We start from the raw sequence: 14859 nt of genomic DNA, 5'->3' as shown, positions 1-14859 counted from the left end.
AGCCGCACGAAACCCAGGAGCACGACAGCTCTTTTCGGCATGCCATTCGGGGGCCCGCTGAACCAAGGAGAACCCCACCCATGTCCCGAAAAATCGGAAAGATCCTGCTGGCCTTGACCCTCCCCGCCGCCCTCGCCGTGGCCGTCGCCGCCCCGGCCGACGCCGACCAGGCGGTACGCCTCCAGTACCGGACCAGCTCGACCGGCGCCACGACCGCCCAGGCCGAACCCTGGTTCCAGGTCTTCAACGACGGCACGACCTCGATCCCGCTGAACCAGATCAAGATCCGCTACTACCTCAAGGGCGCCGAGTCGTACCGCTTCGCCTGCTCCTGGGCGGTGGTGTCGTGCTCGACGGTCACCGGGCACTTCGTCCCGCAGGCGGACGGCAGGCAGTACCTGGAGGTGGGCTTCACCTCCGGCACGCTGGCCCCCGGGACGAGCACCCGCGACCTGCAGCTCCGCTTCTACCGGGCCGACTGGCAGAGCTTCACGCAGAGCGACGACCCCTCCTTCGGCCCGCACACCTCCTACACGAACTGGGACAAGGCGACCGTGTACGTGAACGGGCAGCTCGCCTGGGGCAACCCCAGCGGCAGCGAGCCGGACCCGGACCCGACCGATCCGCCGGGGCCTGGCGGCGAGCTGTTCGACGACTTCACCTACACGAACGCGTCGGACCCGCGCCTGCAACAGCGCGGCTGGACCGTGCGCTCCAGCCAGGGCGGGCCCGGCGTGCCCGGGGCGACCTGGTCGGCGTCGGCGGTCTCGTTCCCCGGCGGCCTGCTGACGCTGGACTCCTCGACGGACGGCACCGCCTCGGGCACCGTCCAGACCGAGCTGTCCACCGCGAACCGCAAGTTCCACGAGGGCACGTACGCGGCCCGGGTGCGCTTCAGCGACGCGCCGGTGAGCGGCCCGGACGGCGAGCACGTCGTGCAGACGTTCTTCACGATCACCCCGCTCCGCTTCAACCTGGACCCGGACTACGGCGAGCTGGACTTCGAGTATCTGCCGAACGGCGGCTGGGGCGAACCGGCGAACATCCTGTACGCGACGAGCTGGGAGACCTACCAGGGCGACCCGTGGCAGGCCGTCAACACGCACACCGAGGAGCGCACGAGCTTCGCGGGCTGGCACGACCTGGTGATCCAGGTGTCCGGCGGCCACATCAAGTACTACGTCGACGGCCGCCTGTTCGCCGACCACAGCGGCATCTACTACCCCGAGACGCCCATGTGGATCATGTTCAACCAGTGGTTCATCGACCTCCAGGCGGCGACCGGGACGCGCACGTACCGGCAGCAGGTCGACTGGGTCTACCACGCCAAGAACGAGGTCCTCTCGCCCGCGCAGATCCAGAGCAGGGTGGGCGCGTTCCGCACCGCCGGCACCGCCTTCCAGGACACCGTTCCGAACCCGTGACGAGGAAAGCCATGAAGAACCGCATCCTGGCCCTGGCCGCCGTGTTCGCGCTGGGCGCGTGCGGCGGCGGCGGTGGGCAGCAGGAGCCCACCGGCCCCGCCAGGCTGACCGTCTGGATCATGGACGGCAGCGTCACGCAGGACCTGCTCAGGACGTTCGAGACCCGCTACGAGGCCGAGCACCCGGACGTGGACCTGGCCCTGCAGATCCAGCCCTGGGACGGCATCGGCGAGCGCGTCACCGCCGCGCTGGCCAGCACCGACGCGCCCGACGTGATCGAGGTGGGCAACACCCAGGTCGCCCAGTACGCGGCCAGCGGCGGCGTCACCGACCTGACCGCCAGGATCGCCGACCTCCAGGGCGAGGACTGGCTCCCGGGCCTGGCCCAGCCGGGGAACATCGACGGCAAGCAGTACGGGATCCCCTGGTACGCCGCGAACCGGGTGGTCGTCTACAACAAGGACCTGTTCGCGAAGGCGGACATCGACGAGCCTCCGAAAACGAGGGATGAATGGCTGAATATCACCAAAAAGCTAAACAAAGGCGGTAACCAGGGCATCTACCTGACCGGCCAGACCTGGTACGCCCTCGCCGGGTTCGTCTGGGACGAGGGCGGCGACCTGGCGATCCAGGAGGGCGGCGCCTGGAAGGGCGTGCTCGACACCCCGCAGGCCCTGGCCGGCATGGAGTTCTACCAGCGGCTCCAGGCCCTCGGCAAGGGTCCGAAGGACGCCGACGAGGCCAACCCGCCCCAGCACGAGGTGTTCGCCCAGGGCAAGGTGGCGCAGATCATCGCCGCCCCGGGCATCGCGGCCCGCGTCCTGGAGGTCGAACCCGGCTTCAAGGACAAGCTCGGCTTCTTCCCCATCCCCGGCAAGACGGCCGACAAGCCCGGCGCGGTCTTCACCGGCGGCTCCGACCTGATCGTCCCGGTCGCCTCCCGGCACCAGGAGCAGGCGTACGAGGTCGTCAAGGCGCTGACCGGCGAGCGGTTCCAGACGGAGCTGGCCAAGGAGATGGCCTTCGTGCCCAACCGCACGTCGCTGGCCGGCGTGCTGGCCGGTGACGAGGCGACGGCCGCGATGGCCGCCGGCGCCGCGCAGGGCCGCGCGACGCCCAACACCCCCAACTGGGCGGCCGTCGAGGCCACCTCGGTCATCAAGCAGTACATGACCGCGGTGCTCACCGGCGGCGACCCGCGGGCAGAGGCCCGCAAGGTCTCCGAGTCCATCACCACGACGCTCAACAGCGGGTCCTGAGCCCGTGCGCAACCGTTCGCTCTGGCCCTACCTGCTCATCGCGCCCACGGTGGCGGGTGGGGCCTTCCTCCTGCTCTATCCGATGCTCAAGGCCGCGCTGATCTCGCTGCAGCACTTCCGGATGGGCGAGCTCATCCGGGGCGGCGCCGAGTTCGCCGGCCTCGGCAACTATGCCGAGCTGCTGGCGGGCGCCGAGTTCTGGCAGGTCGTGCTGCGCACGCTCGCGTGGACCGCGATCAACGTGGTGCTCATCGTGGTGCTGTCCACCGGCGTCGCGCTCATGCTGGTACGGCTGCGGCGCGGCATGCGGCTGGCCCTGATGAGCGCGCTGGCGCTGGCCTGGGCCACCCCCGTGATCGCGGCCACCACGGTCTTCCAGTGGTTGTTCCAGTCGGAGCTGGGCGTGGTCAACTGGGCGCTGTCCTCGCTCGGGTTCGAGTCGTTCCGCGGCTACACCTGGTTCGCCGACGGCGCCGCGACGTTCGCCGTGCTGGTGGTCCTGGTGGTGTGGCAGTCGGTGCCGTTCGGCGCGCTCACCCTCTACGCCGGGCTGACGACCATCCCGGGAGAGCTGTACGAGTCGGCCAGGATCGACGGGGGCACCGGCTGGCAGGTGTTCTGGCGGGTCACGCTGCCAATGCTGCGCCAGCTGTTCGCCCTGATCGTCGCGCTGGAGGTGATCTGGGTGGCCAAGTGCTTCCCGCAGATCTGGGTGCTCTCGCAGGGCGGCCCCGACGGCGCCACGACCACCCTGCCCGTCTACGCGTTCAAGATCGCCCGGGTGCTGCACCGGTACGACCTGGGCTCGGCCGTGGCCCTGCTCACCGTCGTCCTGCTGGCCGTGGCCCTGGTCGCCAACCTGCGACGGATGGTGCGCTCATGAGAAGGCTCGCGCTCAACGCCGCCGCGCTCGCCGTGCTGGTGATGACGATCTTCCCCGTCTACTGGATGTTCCTGACGGCCTTCAAGCCGACCCGCGACATCCAGGCGCGCACGCCGTCGTTCTGGCCGTCCGCGCCGACGCTGGAGCACTTCGTCACCGCCGTGAACGCGCCCGGGTTCTGGACCTACTGGCGCAACAGTCTGCTCGTGACCGTCGTGGCCGTGCTGCTGGCGCTCGTGGTGGCGCTGCTGGCGGCGTTCGCGGTCACCAGGATGCGCTGGCGGGGGCGCGGCGCGTTCGTGGTCATGGTGTTCGCCGCGCAGATGGCGCCGTGGGAGGCGCTGCTGGTGCCGGTGTTCATCATCGCCAGGGACACCGAGCTGCTGGACTCGCTGGCGATGCTGACCGGCGTCTACTTCATGATCACGCTGCCGTTCACGATCGTGACCCTGCGCGGGTTCCTCGCCGCGATCCCGCTGGAGCTGGAGGAGGCGGCGCAGGTCGACGGGTGCAGCCGGCTGGTGGCCTTCCGCCGGGTGGTGTTCCCGCTGCTGGCGCCGGGGCTGATGGCGACCTCGCTGTTCGGGTTCATCACGGCGTGGAACGAGTTCGCGTTCGTCAACGTGCTGATCATCAAGGAGCAGGACCGGCGCACGCTGCCGGTGTGGCTGTCGTCGTTCCGCGACGTGTTCGGCACCGACTGGGGCGCGACGATGGCCGCGGCCAGCCTGTTCGCGCTGCCCGCGCTGCTGCTCTTCCTCTTCCTGCAGCGCAGGGTCGGCGTCGGGATGACCGCGGGGGCCGTCAAGGGGTGAAGCGGGGGTGCAGCGCCGCGCGCTCGCCCTCCGGCAGCAGGTCGAAGGCGGCCAGCCAGGCAGCGCCGCCCGCCGCGTCGCGCGCCGTCGTCACCGTCTCGCCCGGCAGCAGCCCGAGCACGGCCTCCCGTACCGGCCCGTCGTTGGTCAGGACGCTGCCCGCCAGCACGATCGGCCCGCCCCGGTGGACCCGCCCGAGCGTGTCCACCAGGTGCGCGGCGGCCTGGCGGGCGATGCCGAGCGCCACCGGGTCGCCCTCGGCGGCGGCCCGGCTCACCGGCGCGGCCAGCTCGGCCAGGCGCATGTGGGCCGCCTGCGCGATCCGGACGAGACGGTCGGCGCTCTCGCGGGCGGTGGCGCCGCGCTCGGCGCCGAGGAAGTGGCCGAGCACGAGCTCGGTCAGGAGGGAGGGCGGCTCGTCGCGGTCCAGGGCGGCGACGACGGCCTTGGCGGCGGCGCGGCCGATCCAGAAGCCCGAGCCCGCGTCGCCGAGCAGCCAGCCGAGCCCGTCGGCGACCGCGGCGCGGTGATGGTGACCGGTGACGCGGGCGGCGATGGCGCCGGTGCCCGACAGCAGGAGGGTGCCGTCCGGCTCCGGGGTGCCGGCCACGTACGCGATCTCGGTGTCGCCCCTGACCTGCGGCCCCGCCGGGATGCCCAGCTCCGCCCAGACCTTGCCCAGCGCCGGCTCCAGCTCGCGGACGTGGCCCGCGACGCCCGCCAGGGAGGCGACCACGCGGGAGCCCGGATGCGTGCCGAGCGCCTCGCGCGTGGCGGCGGCGATGGCGGCCACCGCGCTGTCGAGCCCGTGGGCCGTGGGGTTGCCGGCGCCCGCGCGCGCGTAGCCCAGCCGGGTGCCGTCGAGGGCGTGCACGGCCACGCGGGAGGAGGTCGCGCCGGCGTCGACGCCGATCACGAGCGAATAAGTCACGATCAGATTGTGGGTCTTGACGTGACCGAGAAGCAAGAATAATTTTCGCCAGAAGACCGGGTATCCGGAAGGAATATTCGTGACTTCAGGAGCGCTGGGGCGCGTCGAGACCGAGTTGCCCGGCCTGCCGGAGGCGCTGAGGCGCGTCGGCGAGGTGATTCTCGGCGACCCGGCCGAGGCCGCCCGTTCGACGATCATCGCGCTGGCCGAGCGGGCCGGCAGCTCACCCGCGACCGTGACGAGGTTCTGCCGGGCGTTCGGCTTCTCCGGCTACGCCGAGCTGAGGGTGGCGCTGGCCACCGAGACGGGCCGGGCCGCGCAGGCCGGCTGGGGCGCGGGCGTCGGGCACGAGATCGGCCCCGACGACCCCATCGACGCCGCCATCGAGGTGATGGCCGCCGCCGACGCCCGGCTCATCCAGGACACCGCCGCCCAGCTCGACGCGTCCGTGGTCTCGACCGTGGCCGACCGCGTGGCCGCCGCCCGCCGGGTGCTCCTGGTCGGCGTCTCCACCAGCGGCAACGTGGCGACCATGCTCGAAGGGCGGCTGCGCCGGATCGGCATCCCGTGCTGGAGCGCGGGCGACGCGCACGTGGCGCTGTCGGAGGCGGCGCTGCTGCGCGACGGCGACGTGGCGATCGGCATCAGCCACCGGGGCCGCACCCGCGAGGTCATGGAGTCGCTGGCCGAGGCCGGCAGCCACGGCGCGCTGACGGTCGCGGTGACCTCGTTCGCCCGCTCCCCGCTGGCGGAGCTGGCCGACCTGGTGCTGACCACCGCGAGCAGGGAGACCACGTTCCGGCTCGGCGGGCTGGCCGCCGTCCACTCGCAACTGTTCGTGCTCGACGCCGTCTACGTGGCGGTCGCGCAGCGCACGTACGAGCGCACCAACGAGGCGTTCGAGCTCACGATCAGCGCCGTGGAGAGCCACCGCGTGGAGAGAGGCTGAATGACGTACGCATCCAAGGCCCTGGAGACGGCCCGCCGGGTGGCCGAATCGCAGGTGGAGCAGGTCGGTCAGGCCGCAGAGGCGATCGTGACGTCGCTGCGCGCCGGGGGAGTGGTCAACGCGTTCGGGTCCGGGCACTCCGAGGCGATCGCGATGGAGATCGCCGGCCGGGCCGGCGGGCTGGTGCCGAGCAACCGGCTCACCCCGCGCGACCTCGTCCTGTACGGCGGGGAGCCGCCGAGCGTGCTCACCCCCGAGCTGGAGCGCGACCCGGCGATCGCGCACCGGATCTACGAGCTGGCGCCGGTGGAGCCGCAGGACGTGTTCGTGCTCGTCTCCAGCTCCGGCGTGAACGGCGCCGTCGTCGAGCTGGCCACGCTCGTCAAGGAACGCGGCCACCCGCTGATCGCGATCACCTCCGTCAGCCACAGCGTCCGCATGACCTCGCGCCACCCGTCGGGCCGCAAGCTGCTCGACCTGGCCGACATCGTGCTGGACAACGGCTCCCCCTACGGCGACGCGATCCTGGAGCTGCCCGGGGGCGGCAGCTACGGCGCGGTCTCCACGATCACCTCGGCGCTGCTCGCCCAGATGGTGGTCACCGAGGCGGTCGAGCGGCTGGTGGCGCTCGGCGAGACGCCGCCCGTCTACCTGTCGGTCAACGTGGCCGGCGGCGACGAGCACAACAAGGCACTGGAAAGCCGCTACGCAGGGCGCATCAGGCGCGGAACATGAAGTAGCCCAAGGAGTAGAACAGCAATGTCGAACACCCCCCACATCACCCGGCGCGGTCTCCTCCGCGCCGCCGCCCTGGCCCCGATGGCGGGCGCGCTCGCCGCCTGCGCCACCCCCGCCCAGCAGGCGCCCACGGCCTCGGCCGCGCCGGCCGCCACGAGCGCGGCCAACCCGTTCGGCGTGGCCGCCGACAAGCCGCTGGAGATCTGGATCTTCGACGGCGGGTTCGGCAACAAGTACGCCACCGACATCCACCAGCCGCTGTTCAAGTCGAAGTACCCGCAGGTGGAGATCAAGCACAACGCCACCAAGGAGATCACCAAGGTCCTGCAGCCGCGCTTCGCCGGCGGCAACCCGCCCGACGTCATCGACAACTCCGGCGCCAACGCGATGGACATGGGCGCGCTCGCCCAGGACGGCCAGCTCCAGGACCTGACCCCGCTGCTCGACGCGCCGAGCTGGGACGACCCCAACGTCAAGGTCCGCGACATCCTCGACCCGGCCGTGACCGAGTTCGGCACCTACGACGGCAAGTTCAGCGTCCTCGGCTACGTCAACTACATCCACGGCATCTGGTACTCGCAGAAGGCCTTCCGCGACAACGGCTGGGAGATCCCCAAGACCTGGGACGCCTTCCTCGCCCTCTGCGAGACGATCAAGAAGTCCGGCAAGATGGCACCGTTCACCTACGCGGGCAAGCACCCGCAGTACCTGTACGAGCCGCTGCTGACCATGGCCGCCAAGATCGGCGGCAACGAGGTGCTGGTCAACATCGACAACCTGGCCGACGGCGCCTGGTCGGCCGAGCCGGTCAGGCAGGCGGCGGAGGCGTGGGCCGAGGTCGGCGCCAAGTACCTCATGGAGGGCACCACCGGCCTCGACCACGTGCAGACCCAGACGGCCCAGAACAAGTACCAGGTCGCCATGCTGCCCTCCGGCTCCTGGCTGGAGAACGAGCAGAAGGACACCACGCCCGACGACTTCGAGTACGGCATGTTCCCCATCCCCGACTTCACCTCCTCGGACAAGATGCCGTACGGCACCCTGCACACCCAGCCGGGCGAGTCGTTCATCGTCCCGTCGAAGGGCGCCAACCCGCAGGGCGGCATGGAGTACCTGCGCGCGATGCTGTCGAAGAAGGCGGCCGGCGACTTCAGCGAGCTCGTCCGCACGGTGTCCGTGGTCAAGGGCGCCGGCGAGGGCCGCAACCTGACGCCGGGCGCGCAGAGCGCCACCGACGCGCTCACCGCCGCCGGCGCCAACACCGTCTACTACCGCTGGCGCACCTGGTACGCCCAGCTGCACGACGAGGCCGTGGCCGCCACCGGCCAGCTCATGTCCGGCGGCGTCACCCCCGCCAAGTACGTGGAGCGCCTGCAGAAGAAGGCCGACGAGATCAAGAACGACTCCTCGATCAAGAAGTACACGCGCTGATGTTCAACACCTATCGCCGGGGCCTGTTCATCACCGCGTTCCTGGCGGCCCCGGTGACGCTCTACCTGGTGTACGTGATCTCCCCGTACATCCAGGCGTTCTACATCGCGATGACGGACTGGCGGGGCGTCAGCGCCACGCCGAACTTCGTCGGGCTGGACAACTTCGTCAGGCTGTTCGCCGACGGCGTCTTCTGGAAGGCGGTCACGCACAACGCGGCCCTGCTCGTGCTGCTGCCGCTCATCACGATCGTCATCGCCCTGTTCTTCGCGTTCCTGCTCAACGTGGGCAGCGGAGGGCGGGGCGTGGGCGGCGTGCCCGGGTCGAAGTTCTACCGCGTGGTGTTCTTCTTCCCGCAGGTGCTGGCCGTGACCGTGGTGGCGGTGCTGTTCCAGCAGGTGTTCCGGCCCGACGACAGCGGCATGCTGAACGCGCCGCTGATGGCGCTCGGGCTGGGCCCGGTCTCCTTCCTGTCCGATCCTGGCATCGCGTTCTGGTCGGTGCTCGGCGTCATGGTGTGGCAGGCGGTCGGCTTCTACGTGGTGCTGTTCTCCGCCGGGCTGGCCTCGATCCCGCGTGACATGTTCGAGGCCGCCTCGATCGACGGCGCGGGGCGGGTGAGCCTGTTCTTCCGCATCACGCTGCCGCTGCTGTGGGACACCGTCCAGGTCGCCTGGGTCTACCTCGGCATCCTGGCGCTGGACGTGTTCGCGATCGTGTGGGTGATGACCGACCAGCAGGGCGGCCCCGACTACTCCACGACCGTGATGGCGACGGAGATCTACCGCAACGCGTTCGAGTACTTCCGCTTCGGCTACGCCTCGGCGCTGGGCGTCGTGATGTTCTTCTTCACCATCGGCTTCGCGATCCTGTCGCTGCGGCTGTCGCGTCGTGAGCGAATCGAGTACTGAGAGATGACGACGATGACCTCGTGGACGGTCGCGAACTCGCGCAAGGCCGCCCGGCAGGAGCGCCGCCGGCGGCTGGGCCCACTGGCGACGCTCACCCATCTGGCGCTGCTGCTGTGGACCGTGCTCACCGTGGTGCCGATCCTGTGGACGTTCCTGGCCTCGGTCAAGAGCGAGGACGAGATCTTCGGCGACGCCTGGTCGCTGCCGGCCACGCCGCGCTGGGACAACTTCGCCCGCGCCTGGGACCAGGTGAACATCGGGCAGTACTTCGTCAACAGCGTGATCGTCGTGGCCTTCAGCGTGGCCGGGACCATGCTGCTGGGCGCGATGGCGGCCTACGTCCTGGCCCGCTACCCCTTCCGCGGCAACCGGGCGGTCTACCTGCTGTTCGTCTCCGGCCTGGCATTCCCCGTCTACCTGGCGCTGACGCCGCTGTTCTTCGTGGTGCAGAACATGGGCAGCGTGCCGCTGATCGGGCCGTTCATCGGGCTCAACACGCATGCCGGCCTGGTGCTGGTGTACATCGCGTACTCGATGCCGTTCACGGTGTTCTTCCTCGCCGCGTTCTTCCGCACGCTGCCGACGGCGGTGGGGGAGGCGGCCATGGTCGACGGCGCGTCGCACACCCGGGTGTTCTTCCAGATCATGCTGCCGATGGCGCGGCCCGGCCTGATCAGCATCACGATCTTCAACGTGCTGGGCCAGTGGAACCAGTACCAGCTTCCGCTGGTCCTGCTCCAGGAGCGGGACAAGTGGGTGCTCACCCAGGGCATCGCCGACATCTCCACCGCCGCCGGCTACGACGCGGACTGGGCGGCGCTGTTCGCCGCGCTGACGCTCGCCATCCTGCCGATGCTGATCGTCTACACGGTCTTCCAGCGCCAGATCCAGTCCGGCCTGACGATGGGGGCCCTGAAGTGAGGCTCAGCCGACGTCGCGGGTGAGCTCGGCGCGCAGCCTGCCGGTGGCCTCGGCGACGTTCGCCAGGGCCGCCTCCACCTGCGCGTAGGTGCGGGTCTTCAGGCCGCAGTCCGGGTTCACCCACACGCGCTCGGCCGGGAGCGCGGCCAGGGTCCGGCGCAGCAGCGCCTCGACCTCGGCGGACGACGGGACCCGGGGGGAGTGGATGTCGTACACCCCCGGGCCCAGCCCGCGCCCGAACGAGCCCACCGCGTCCAGGATGCGGGCGCCCGAGCGGGCCGACTCGATCGTGGTCACGTCGGCGTCCAGGCCGTCGATCGCGTCGAGGATCTGGTCGGCGTCCGAATAACACAGGTGCGTGTGGATCTGGGTGCGGTCGGCGACCCCCGACGTCGCGCGCCGGTAGGCGGCCACCGCCCACTCCAGGTAGCCGGCCCGCGCCGCCTGCCGCAGCGGCAGCAGCTCGCGCAGCGCCGGCTCGTCCACCTGGATGATCGACACGCCGGCCGCCTCCAGGTCGAGCACCTCCTCGCGCACCGCCGCCGCCACCTGGAACACCACGTCACGCAGCGGCAGGTCGTCACGGACGAACGACCACGCCACGATCGTCACCGGCCCGGTGAGCATGCCCTTGACCGGCCGGTCCGTGAGCGACTGGGCGTGACGGGCCCACCGGACCGTGATCGGCTCCGGCCGCGACACGTCGCCGTGCAGGATCGGGGGCCTGGTGCAGCGAGATCCGTACGACTGGACCCAGCCATTGGCCGTCACCGCGAAGCCGTCCAGGTGCTCGGCGAAGTACTGCACCATGTCGTTGCGCTCCGGCTCGCCGTGCACGAGCACGTCCAGGCCGAGCCGTTCCTGCAGCCGGATCACCCGCTCGATCTCGGCCTCGACGCGCCGCTCGTACTCCTGCGCCGGGAGCGTGCCCGCGGCCAGCGCGGCGCGGGCCGCGCGCAGCTCGCCGGTCTGCGGGAACGAGCCGATCGTGGTGATCGGCAGCGCGGGCAGTCCCAGGTGCGCGGCCTGCGCCGCCGCCCGCACCGGGTACGGGCCGCGCTCGTCGAGGACGACGGGCGCGGGCTCGGGCGCGGGCCGCACGGCGGGCGCCGGGCCGTCGAACCCGCCGCGCGCCAGCGCGACCACCTCCGCCACCTTCTGCTCGGCGAACGCCAGCCGCGCCTTCAGCGCCGGGTCCAGCCCCGGCTCCGCCTCCAGGTCGTACGGGACGTGCAGCAGCGAGCAGGAGGTGCCCACGACCACCTGGGCGGCGTGCTCGGCCACGGCGCGCAGCGCGTGCGCGGCCCGCTCCGGCGAGGTCCGCCACACGTCGCGCCCCGACACCACGCCCGCCACGACCGTCTTGCCCGCCAGCGCGTCGAGGCCGTCGAGCCCGCCGCGCACCAGGTCCACGCCGATCGCCTCCACCGGCGTGGCCGCCAGCACCGGCAGCGCCTCACCGAGATGGCCGAAGGGCGCGGTCACCAGCAGCCCCGGCCGCGCCGCCGCCGAGCCGAGCCGGTCGTAGGCGGCGCGCACGGCGTCCAGCTCCCCGGGCGTGCGGTCCTGGACCAGCGCGGGCTCGTCGAGCTGCACCCAGGCCACGCCCTCGGCGGCCAGCACGCCCAGCAGCTCCTCGTAGCAGGCCAGCACGTCGTCCAGCCGCTCCAGCGCCGCCCCAGGATCGGCGGCCAGCAGCAGGAACGTCACCGGCCCGACCACCACGGGCCGCGTCTCGAAGCCCAGCGCCCGCGCCTCCCGCAGCTCGGCCAACGGCTTGGCCGCGTCGAGCTTGAAGACCGTCTCCGGCCCGATCTCGGGCACGATGTAGTGGTAGTTCGTGTCGAACCACTTCGTCATCCGCAGCGGCGCCAGCCCGTCGGTGCCCCGCGCCATGGCGAAGTACGGGTCGGCCGCGCCCCGATACCGCTCCGGCACCGCGCCGAGCAGCACGGCCGTGTCCAGCACCTGGTCGTAGAGGGAGAAGGTGTTGGACGGCAGGCCGTCGAGGCCCAGCTCGGCCAGCCTGCGCCAGGTGGCGGCGCGCAGCTCCGCGCCGACGCGGTCCAGGTCCTGCCGGGTGGCGGTGCCGTCCCAGTAGGACTCCAGTGCCCGCTTCAGCTCCCTTCGCGGGCCGATCCTCGGGTATCCGAGCACGGTGGACTGCGGGAAACGGGACATGGGCGCTCCAAGCGTTCAGCGTCGATCGTCAACGCCTCGCATCGTGCACCGGCCGCCGCGCGTGATGCATCATCTATTCGTGCTGCTTATGCTCAGGGAGATCCAGTGTTTCGCGCGGGTGGCCGCGAGGCTCAGCTTCTCCACGGCCGCCGCCGACCTGGGCCTGTCCCAGCCGGCCGTGAGCCAGGCCATCACCCGGCTCGAACGCGCCACCGGGGTCATGCTGTTCACCCGCACGGCCCGCGAGGTGCGGCTCACCGCCGCGGGCAAGGCGCTGCTGCCCCACGCCGAGCAGGTGCTGGAGTCGGTGTCGGCGTTCGCCGCGGAAGGCGCCCGGCTCGCCCGCCCGACCATTCACCTCGCTTATCCACCGATCGCCGGGCCGCTGGCCGCGCGGATCGCCAGGAGGATGGCCGGCCGCACCCCCGCCGTCGGGGTCGAGCTGCGCGTGGCCGGCCGGGCCGCCGCCTCGGCGGCGCTTGAGTCGGGCGAGGTGTCGGCGGCGATCCTCGCCACCCCGGCCCCCGCCCGGTTCGTCACCGCCGCCCGCTTCCACGTCAGCGTGGACCACCTCGCCGTGCCCGCCGGGCACCCCCTGTCCTCCCGCTCCGCCGTCGAGCCCGCCGACCTCGTCGGCCGCGTGCTCCTCACGCCGGGCAGCAGGCCGTGGGCCGGGCTGCCGGGCCAGCCGCGCATGGTCGCCGACGACGACTTCGCCGCCGCGCTCGACCTGGTCGCCGCCGGGGCGGGCGTGCTGCCCGCGCCGCAGCTCCTGGTCCGAGCCACCCGCCGCGACGACGTCAGCTTCGTCCCGCTGCACGGCGCCGGGCTGCGCATCACCTACGCGCTGGCCTGGTCCAAGGAGCGCGTCACCGGGGAACTCCTCGGCCTCGTCCAGGCCGTACAGGAAGCCCTCTGGACCAGGTGACCGGGACCGGGTGCTAGGTGACCGGCAGGTTGCGCAGGGCCTCGCGGCGGCTGAGCCCCGACAGACCCTTGGCCCGCACGTAGCGGACGACCTCGCGCGGGCTGGTCTTGGCGTACTCGCGCAGCGCCCAGCCGATCGCCTTGCGGGCGAAGAAGTCGTTGTCGGACAGGCTCGGCTCGATGCACGCGAACAGCAGCGCGGTGTCGGTGCGCTCCCGGAACCGGTTCTGGCACAGGATCGCGGTGCGCCGCTTCCACAGGTCGGCGTCGTGCGCCCACTCCAGCATCAGCGGCCGCATCGTGTCGGGGTAGGCGGCCAGCAGCCCGCCGATCCGGTGCGTGGCCAGCTCGTCCACCAGGTCCCACCACGCCCCGCTGACGATCATCTCCTCGTACATCGGCACCGTGTAGAGGGTCTGGAAGTCGCGGTAGAGGTGGTGCCCGGAGAGCTGCACGGCGGCGTAGCGCTCCTCGCGGTATTCGGCCTCGCGCCACAGGTCGAGCACCGCGCGCCGCCACTCGGGCGCGGTGTCGAGCCGGTGCTCGGCGAACACCCGCCTGAGCACCGTGCGCCGCGGCCCGGCCTGCACGCCGAGGAACGGCATCGGGGACTTCATGTACGACTGCATCGCGGCGGCCTTGTCCGGGTCCGCCGCCTCCCGCAGGGCCAGCCGCACCGCCTTGCCGAGACTCATCCCTGCTGGGAGGTCCGCTCGCCGGTCGCCAGGCCGTCGAACAGCACGGTGATGTAGTGGTCGGCCAGCGTCGCGGTGTTGAGCCTGCCGTCGGGGCGGAACCAGCGCACCGCCACCCAGATCGTGTCGCGGATCATCCGGTAGGTCAGCTTGGGGTCGACGTCGGGCCTGAACAGCCCCGCCGCCTGCCCGGCCTTGATCTGCGTGACCCAGATCTGCTCCACCTCGTCCTCGGCCTTGACCAGGTAGCTGAAGCGCTCGAACTGGCGCAGGTAGTTCCAGTCGTTCTGCATGACGGTGATCGCGGCGCGGTGCGGCTCCAGGGTGCCGAAGCCGATGCGCACCATCTCCGTCAGCACCGCGCGGGCGTCGGGGCCGGAGTCGATCGCGGACCGGTAGCGGGCGATGAGATCATCGAGGAACGTGGACAGGACCTCGTCGACGATCGACTCCTTGGAGTCGAAGTGGTGGTAGAGGCTGCCCGAGAGGATGCCGGCCTCCTGGGCGATCTGGCGGACCGTCGTCGCCTGGAAGCCCTTGGCCGCGAAGAGCTCCGCCGCGAGCTTGACGAGATGGTCCCGGCGCTCCGAGGCCGCCCCCGTCGAGGCCGCGCGCTGGCGCTTGGCCGGAGCCGGGGTCGTGCCGGCGGAGTTCTTTCGCGTTGTCACACGACCATTATGGGCCCTCGGACAATCGCTTGTTCACGGCCGAAGCCGCTGCTGACGACGGGGAGCGGCGGCCCGCCGGCGCCACGCTGAGGCGGCCGGCGGCCGGGCGGGCGCCCTGTTGCGCAT

General features: G+C 71.5%; 14 protein-coding genes. 10 read left to right on the top strand and 4 right to left on the bottom strand.

Translation table 11 applies throughout. The features are described 5' to 3' along the window. Positions 1–80: 80 nt before the first annotated feature. Genes ACWDXC_RS34025 through ACWDXC_RS34010 form a run of 4 tightly spaced genes read left to right on the top strand, consistent with a single transcriptional unit; the run spans position 81 to position 4381 of the window. A complete protein-coding gene (locus ACWDXC_RS34025; RefSeq protein ID WP_364183651.1) occupies positions 81–1424 on the top strand; it encodes a cellulose binding domain-containing protein in 1344 nt (447 codons plus the stop codon). 11 nt (positions 1425–1435) lie between these two features. Then, complete coding sequence (locus ACWDXC_RS34020) at positions 1436–2683, top strand: extracellular solute-binding protein (protein ID WP_449988919.1); 1248 nt, start codon at positions 1436–1438, stop codon at positions 2681–2683. A 4-nt stretch (positions 2684–2687) separates the two neighbouring features. Then, positions 2688–3566 carry a carbohydrate ABC transporter permease gene (locus ACWDXC_RS34015; RefSeq protein ID WP_449988917.1) on the top strand — a complete coding sequence of 293 codons (879 nt, stop codon included), beginning with the start codon at positions 2688–2690 and terminating at the stop codon, positions 3564–3566. Then, positions 3563–4381, top strand: coding sequence for a carbohydrate ABC transporter permease (locus ACWDXC_RS34010; protein ID WP_219510177.1), 819 nt, complete (start codon positions 3563–3565; stop codon positions 4379–4381). The genes ACWDXC_RS34015 and ACWDXC_RS34010 overlap by 4 nt, the downstream gene beginning before the upstream one ends. Here ACWDXC_RS34010 and ACWDXC_RS34005 read toward each other — a convergent pair. Further along, the gene (locus tag ACWDXC_RS34005; protein WP_449988914.1) at positions 4371–5312 is read right to left on the bottom strand and encodes an N-acetylglucosamine kinase; all 942 of its coding nucleotides are present in this window, start codon (positions 5310–5312) and stop codon (positions 4371–4373) included. The genes ACWDXC_RS34010 and ACWDXC_RS34005 overlap by 11 nt on opposite strands. Before the next feature lie 79 nt (positions 5313–5391). On the opposite strand from ACWDXC_RS34005, the gene ACWDXC_RS34000 reads away from it, so the two are divergent. Genes ACWDXC_RS34000 through ACWDXC_RS33980 form a run of 5 tightly spaced genes read left to right on the top strand, consistent with a single transcriptional unit; the run spans position 5392 to position 10262 of the window. Beyond that, on the top strand, positions 5392–6261 hold the full coding sequence (locus tag ACWDXC_RS34000; protein ID WP_308126007.1) for a MurR/RpiR family transcriptional regulator: 870 nt from the start codon (positions 5392–5394) through the stop codon (positions 6259–6261). Further along, complete coding sequence (locus ACWDXC_RS33995; protein ID WP_219510179.1) at positions 6262–6996, top strand: sugar isomerase domain-containing protein; 735 nt, start codon at positions 6262–6264, stop codon at positions 6994–6996. A 24-nt stretch (positions 6997–7020) separates the two neighbouring features. After that, positions 7021–8430, top strand: a complete 1410-nt coding sequence (ngcE, locus tag ACWDXC_RS33990) for an N-acetylglucosamine/diacetylchitobiose ABC transporter substrate-binding protein (RefSeq protein ID WP_449988910.1) — start codon at positions 7021–7023, stop codon at positions 8428–8430. Further along, complete coding sequence (locus ACWDXC_RS33985; RefSeq protein WP_219510181.1) at positions 8430–9341, top strand: carbohydrate ABC transporter permease; 912 nt, start codon at positions 8430–8432, stop codon at positions 9339–9341. The genes ngcE and ACWDXC_RS33985 overlap by 1 nt, the downstream gene beginning before the upstream one ends. Positions 9342–9344: 3 nt before the next feature. Then, a complete protein-coding gene (locus tag ACWDXC_RS33980) occupies positions 9345–10262 on the top strand; it encodes a carbohydrate ABC transporter permease (protein WP_246646093.1) in 918 nt (305 codons plus the stop codon). A 3-nt stretch (positions 10263–10265) separates the two neighbouring features. Here the strand turns inward: ACWDXC_RS33980 and metE are convergent, their stop codons facing one another. Then, positions 10266–12443, bottom strand: a complete 2178-nt coding sequence (gene metE / locus ACWDXC_RS33975; RefSeq protein WP_449988905.1) for a 5-methyltetrahydropteroyltriglutamate--homocysteine S-methyltransferase — start codon at positions 12441–12443, stop codon at positions 10266–10268. An 88-nt stretch (positions 12444–12531) separates the two neighbouring features. On the opposite strand from metE, the gene ACWDXC_RS33970 reads away from it, so the two are divergent. Further along, on the top strand, positions 12532–13371 hold the full coding sequence (locus ACWDXC_RS33970) for a LysR family transcriptional regulator (RefSeq protein ID WP_449989090.1): 840 nt from the start codon (positions 12532–12534) through the stop codon (positions 13369–13371). Between the two features lie 13 nt (positions 13372–13384). On the opposite strand, the gene ACWDXC_RS33965 is transcribed toward ACWDXC_RS33970, so the two are convergent. Together ACWDXC_RS33965 and ACWDXC_RS33960 are read right to left on the bottom strand one after the other, a co-directional pair. Continuing rightward, complete coding sequence (locus ACWDXC_RS33965; protein ID WP_219510186.1) at positions 13385–14065, bottom strand: DNA alkylation repair protein; 681 nt, start codon at positions 14063–14065, stop codon at positions 13385–13387. Beyond that, the gene (locus tag ACWDXC_RS33960) at positions 14062–14733 is read right to left on the bottom strand and encodes a TetR/AcrR family transcriptional regulator (protein WP_219510187.1); all 672 of its coding nucleotides are present in this window, start codon (positions 14731–14733) and stop codon (positions 14062–14064) included. Before ACWDXC_RS33960 ends, ACWDXC_RS33965 begins: the two co-directional genes overlap by 4 nt. Between the last annotated feature and the right edge of the window lie 126 nt (positions 14734–14859).

The organism is Nonomuraea sp. NPDC003214 (genome assembly GCF_053590035.1).
This window is presented reverse-complemented; position numbering and strand designations above follow the sequence as displayed.